Origin of the sequence: Nocardioides guangzhouensis, assembly GCF_004519545.1 — a bacterium.
Taxonomy (GTDB): Bacteria; Actinomycetota; Actinomycetes; order Propionibacteriales; family Nocardioidaceae; genus Nocardioides; species Nocardioides guangzhouensis.
This window is the reverse complement of sequence record NZ_SDKM01000084.1, coordinates 1-5,036: the sequence shown is the minus strand read 5'-3', so window position 1 is coordinate 5,036 and position 5,036 is coordinate 1. Positions and strand designations below refer to the sequence as shown.

Annotated in this window: 6 protein-coding genes; all 6 read right to left on the bottom strand. The window is 72.8% G+C overall.

What is annotated here, in order from left to right:
- Positions 1–55: 55 nt before the first annotated feature.
- A complete protein-coding gene (locus EKO23_RS24255) occupies positions 56–373 on the bottom strand; it encodes a DMT family transporter (protein ID WP_134721082.1) in 318 nt (105 codons plus the stop codon).
- A gap of 4 nt (positions 374–377) precedes the next feature.
- Positions 378–740: a DMT family transporter gene (locus EKO23_RS24250; protein WP_134721080.1), complete on the bottom strand. Its 363-nt coding sequence runs from the start codon at positions 738–740 to the stop codon at positions 378–380.
- Positions 737–1,276 carry a TetR/AcrR family transcriptional regulator gene (locus tag EKO23_RS24245; RefSeq protein WP_134721078.1) on the bottom strand — a complete coding sequence of 180 codons (540 nt, stop codon included), beginning with the start codon at positions 1,274–1,276 and terminating at the stop codon, positions 737–739. The genes EKO23_RS24250 and EKO23_RS24245 overlap by 4 nt, the downstream gene beginning before the upstream one ends.
- A gap of 10 nt (positions 1,277–1,286) precedes the next feature.
- Positions 1,287–2,234: a mycofactocin oligosaccharide methyltransferase MftM gene (gene mftM / locus EKO23_RS24240; protein WP_134721076.1), complete on the bottom strand. Its 948-nt coding sequence runs from the start codon at positions 2,232–2,234 to the stop codon at positions 1,287–1,289.
- Entirely contained in the window at positions 2,231–3,769 is a 1,539-nt protein-coding gene (locus EKO23_RS24235; RefSeq protein ID WP_134721074.1) for a VWA domain-containing protein, read from the bottom strand. Before EKO23_RS24235 ends, mftM begins: the two co-directional genes overlap by 4 nt.
- A gap of 4 nt (positions 3,770–3,773) precedes the next feature.
- Positions 3,774–5,036, bottom strand: a 1,263-nt coding sequence (locus EKO23_RS24230) for an AAA family ATPase (protein WP_342773640.1), incomplete at its 5' end; no start/stop codon positions are given.

The window sequence follows — 5,036 nt, the reverse complement described above, 5'->3', positions numbered from 1 at the left end:
GTGGCCGCTGGGCGGGCAAGACGTGGCCGCTCGGCGTGCAGGACGTGGCCGCTGGTCAGTGGGCGCCGAGCTCGATCAGCAGCACCCCGCACGCGATCAGCGCGATCCCGCCGGCCATGGTCCGGTTGAGCGGCTCGGCGAAGAACGCCCAGGAGGCGACGGCGGTGAGCGCGACACCCGCCGCCGCCCAGATGCCGTAGGCGACACCGAGGCCGAGCCCTGCCTCCAGCGTGAGCGTGAGCATGAGGAACGCGACCAGGTAGCCCGCGGCCACCACGGCGTACCACCGGGGCCGACCGGTCGCCGCCACCCGGAGCGCGCAGGTGCCGGCCACCTCGGTGAGGATCGCGGTGCTCAGGAAGATCCACTCCATCGAGTCACTCCGTCCCTGCCGCGACCGGAGCCGGGCGCTCGTGCCCGGCCGCCTGCGAGCCCAGCTCCACCAGCAGCACGCCGGCGACGACGATCGCCATCCCCAACGCCATCACCGCGGTGAGCGGCTCGTCGAAGAGGAGCGCCGAGAACGCGGCGGTCGCCGCGACGCCGAGGGCGCCCCAGATGCCGTACGCGACACCGAGCGGCATGCCGAGTCGCAGCACGACGGCGAGCAGTGCGAACGACGCGAGGTAGCCGACCGCGACGACCACGTAGAACGCGGGCCGGTCGAGCGCAGCCTTGAGCGACAGCGACGCGGTCACCTCGCTGGCGACCGCGGCCAGGAGCAGCAGCCAGCGGGTCATGACAGGGGCTCCAGGAGGTCGCGGACCCAGGCGAGGAGGGTGCGCCGGTCGTCCTCGGAAAGGGGGAGGATGCCGCTGGCGTCGGCGAACCACGAGCCCTCGGCGGCCAGCCGCACCGCGAGCAGGCGCGACCGGACCGGGGCCGGTGTACCGGCCGGGATCTCCAGCCACGGCCGGAGCCGGTCGGACCACTTGCGGGTGAGCACGTCGACCAGGCGGGGGTCGCTGAACATCACCAGGTCGGCCCCGTCGATCTCGCTGGTCAGCGCCCACTCGGCGTACGCGAGCATGCGCCGCTCGACGCCCGCCGACGGGCCCTCGGGGAGCAGCGCGAGCAGGGTCTGCTCGAGGCGGTCGATGACGTGGTCGACCGCGGCCGCCATCAGGGCTTCCTTGGTGCGGAAGTGGTACATAACGCCGGGCTTGGTCAGCCCGCTCGCCTGCGCGACCGAGTCCAGGGTCACGGTCGTCGCGCCGTCGCGGGCGAGCACGAGGGCGTTGTCCAGGATGGCGGTGCGGGAGGTGGTGGCGGGCATGCCGCCCACTTTACCTTCCGGTTGGTAAAGTCAGCATGTCGGCGTCGATCACCAGCCATCCGCCGTGGTGCTCGCCGACGGCGTACGGCAACCCGGTCCGGCGTCCCCACCGGTCGAGGTCGGCGATGGACACCGTGCGGACGTGGCCCCAGGTCTCGTCGGCCTCCTCCTCCAGCGGGCAGGCGACCACGACCCGCCGCGCCGCCAGCCGGACCGCCTCGGCGACCACCCGGTCGCCGTGCTCGGGCTCGAGGTGCTCGAGCAGGTGGACGACGAGAACGTTGTCGGCGCTGCCGTCGGCCGCGGGGAAGCGGGCCGCGTCGGCGACCCGGGTGGCCAGGTCGACCCCGAGCCGAGGGGCCACCGACTCCAGCAGCCGCACGGTGCCGGGAGACACGTCCGAGGCGGTCACCTGGCGACCGGCCGCGGCCAGGCGCAGCGCGAGGAACCCGAAGCAGCAGCCGAGCTCCAGCACCGACCCCGGCGCGAGCAGCGCCTCGGCCCGGGCGTAGACCGGCGCGTAGTCCGCGATGGTGCCGTGCCCGGACGGCGTAGCCGGGTCGTACCCGTCGGCGATCGCCTCGTCCACCCGGGCCAGCGTGTTGCGGTAGAAGAGCTCCCAGCTCTGCCGGGCGGACGGCGCGGACGTGCGTACGACGCCCGTGAAGATCCGCTCGAACAGCTCCGGCCCGCGCAGCCACCCGGGCCCGAACAGCTCGTCGGCCAGCAGGCCGGACAGGTCGTCGTCGACCCGGGCCGGCGGCACGCAGTGGTCGACGTGCAGCCGGTCGCCGACGTGGCGCACGTCGAAGTGGGGGGTGCGCACCATGTGCAGCGCCCGCCGCGGCCGGATCCCGGTCAGCGCGCGCACCTCGACCACGCCGTCGCGGTAGGCGCCGTGCACGGTCTCCGCGAACGGGTCGATCGGTCCGGCCAGGTCGGGCGCCTCGCTGGTCACGACACCTCCGACATCGACGTCGACACCTGCTCCAGCCCGCGCAACCCGCGGACCACCTGCACCCGGTCGCAGAACCCCGCGTACGCCGGGAGGTCGCAGCCGCCGAGCCCCCACGAGAAGTGGGGCTCCGGCGTGAGCCAGATCGTCTGCCGCGCCCGCCGCGCGATCTCCTCGAACACCTCGAGCCGTGGGTCGTTGCCGTTGTTGCGTCCGTCGCCGAGCACGATCACCGTGGTCCGACGGTTGACCGCCGAGCCGTACTGATCGAGGAAGGTGTCGAACGCCGCGCCGTGGTCGGAGTCGGCGTCCACGTCGAGCACCCCGCCGGCCGGCAGCCCCGCCATCACCAGAGACAGCGCCTCCTCGATCCGGTGCTCGGCGAACAGGTCGGTGATCTCGACCAGGTCCTTCACGAACGCGAACGTGCGGACCGAGGAGGCCACCGACTGGAGGCTGTGCACGAGGTGCAGCGTGAACCGCGAGGTGGACCGCACCGACAGGGACACGTCGCACAGCACCAGCAGCCGCGGCCGGTCCTCGACCTTGCTGACGGTGACCGGGCGGAAGGGGACCCCGTCGTACCTCATGTTGGCGCGCATGGTGCGGGCTCCGTCGACGCTGCCGCGGGCGGCAGCCTTGCGCCGGGGCCGGGGCGCGCCCTTGAGGCTGCGCAGCAGCCGGCGCAGCGACTCCTCGAGGTCGGCCCGCTCGCGCTCGTCGATGCTCTCGGCCTGCGCGGCCGCGACCTCGCGGCCCTCCACCGCGCGCTCGAGCTCCATCAGCCGCTCGAGGTGCTGCTTGAGCCGCTCGGGCAGCCCGGCCAGCAGCGGGGCGAGCCGCTCGCGCAGCGCCGCCAGGTCCGGCGGCAGGTCGGCGGGCAGGTCACCCTCGTCGTCCGACACCGCCTCGTCCAGCCAGGTCAGCAGCGCCATCTCCTCGCCCACCGACAGCTCGGTGTCGAGCTGCAGCCCCGGCACCCTCACGAGGTCGCCGGGGTTGCCCGGGTTGTGCATCCGCCGGGTCGACAGCTGCACCCGCGCCATCTCGCCGGGGCTGTCGGTCTTCTCGTTGGACAGCACGATCTCGTCGGTCAGGGCCGCGATGTCGATCTTGTTGGCCTCCTGGTGGAGGTTGTACTGCTGGGCGAGGTCCTCCTGCCTGAAGTACTGCTTGATGTCGTCCGGCTTGCCGTGCGAGTGCCCCTGCTCGGGGATGTCACCGGGGTCCTCCGAGAGCGTGAACTGCTCGAGCTCGCCCTCGTCGGCGAGGTCGTCGTGTCCGTGCCCGTGGCCGTGCCCGCGGTCGTCCTCGACCACGGCCCGCAGCCCGAAGAAGCGCTCGAAGACCCGGTCGAACGCCTCGAGGTCGCGCCGGTCCTTGACCAGGCTCACCTCCAGGGCGGAGCGAAGGACCTGCCGGTCGCGCAGCACGCCTGGCTGTGCGACCGCGTGCATCGCGTCCACGGCCTCGGCGGTGCTGACCCGCACGCCGTACAGCCGCAGCAGCCGGATGAACCGGTGGACCGCGCTCTCCACGGGGTCACACCGGCCGCTTGCGGGCCCCGGCAGCGAACGACCGGGAGCCCTGGCCGGCCGGCACCGACCGGGCCGCCTTCTCGCCCTCGCTGCCGCTGGTCGAGCGCCCCTTCGTCCCGCCGTACGCCGCGGCGTGCCGGCCCGGGTTGTCCTTGGCCGCCCGGACCGCCTTGCCGTCCGGCTCCGCCTCGTCGTGGCTGTGCTCGTGGCCGTGCCCGTGACCGTGCCCGTGCCCGTGACCGCGGCCCAGCGACTCCGGCACCTCGGCGTTCGGGTCCACCAGCGACGGGATCGCGCGCATCGCCTTCTCCAGGTCGCGCTCGTACTTCACCACCACGTTGAGGGTCTGGCTGAGCACGTCGGCGGTCAGGTCCTTCACGCCCAGCACCGCCAGCGTGCGCGCCCAGTCGATGGTCTCGGAGATGCTGGGGGACTTGCGCAGCTCGAGCTCGCGCAGCCCGCGGACGATCTCCACCAGCCGGATCGCCAGCGCCTCGGCCAGGCCGGTGTCCTTGGAGTTGATGATGTCCAGCTCGCGCCGGGTGTCGGGGTAGTCGAGGAACAGGTGCAGGCAGCGCCGCTTGAGCGCCGCGGACAGGTCGCGGGTGTTGTTCGAGGTCAGCACGACGTACGGCGTGTGGCGGGCGGTGACGGTCCCGACCTCGGGGATCGAGATCTGGAACTCCGACAGCAGCTCCAGCAGCACCGCCTCGAGCGCCTCGTCGGCCCGGTCCACCTCGTCGATCAGCAGCACCACCGGCTCCTCGGACGAGATCGCCTCGAGCAGCGGGCGGGGTGCCAGGAACCGCTCGGAGAAGAACACGCTGTCCTGCCTGGCGATCCGCTCGACCGCCTCGTTCAGGTCGGCGGCGTCCTCGACGACCTGGTTGATCTTCTCGCGCAGGATCTGGGTGTAGAGCATCTGCTTGCCGTAGTCCCACTCGTAGAGCGCCTTGGTCTCGTCCTGGCCCTCGTAGCACTGGAGCCGGAGCAGCCGGCGGCCGGTGACCTCCGCAAGGCTCTCGGCGAGCTGGGTCTTGCCGACGCCGGCCGGGCCCTCCAGCAGCACCGGCTTGCCGAGCCGGGTCTGGAGGAACACGGTCGTGGCCAGCCGGTCGTCGGCGAGGTAGCCGGCGTCACGGAAGCGGGCGAGCGTGTCGTCGACGTCGGTGAACTCGTCGGCACCGGGGGTCTCCTGCTGGGTCACGTGTCCTCCTTCGCTGGGAACGGGGTCGATGGTCGAGGAGCGAGCGCCGGCGAGCGTCTC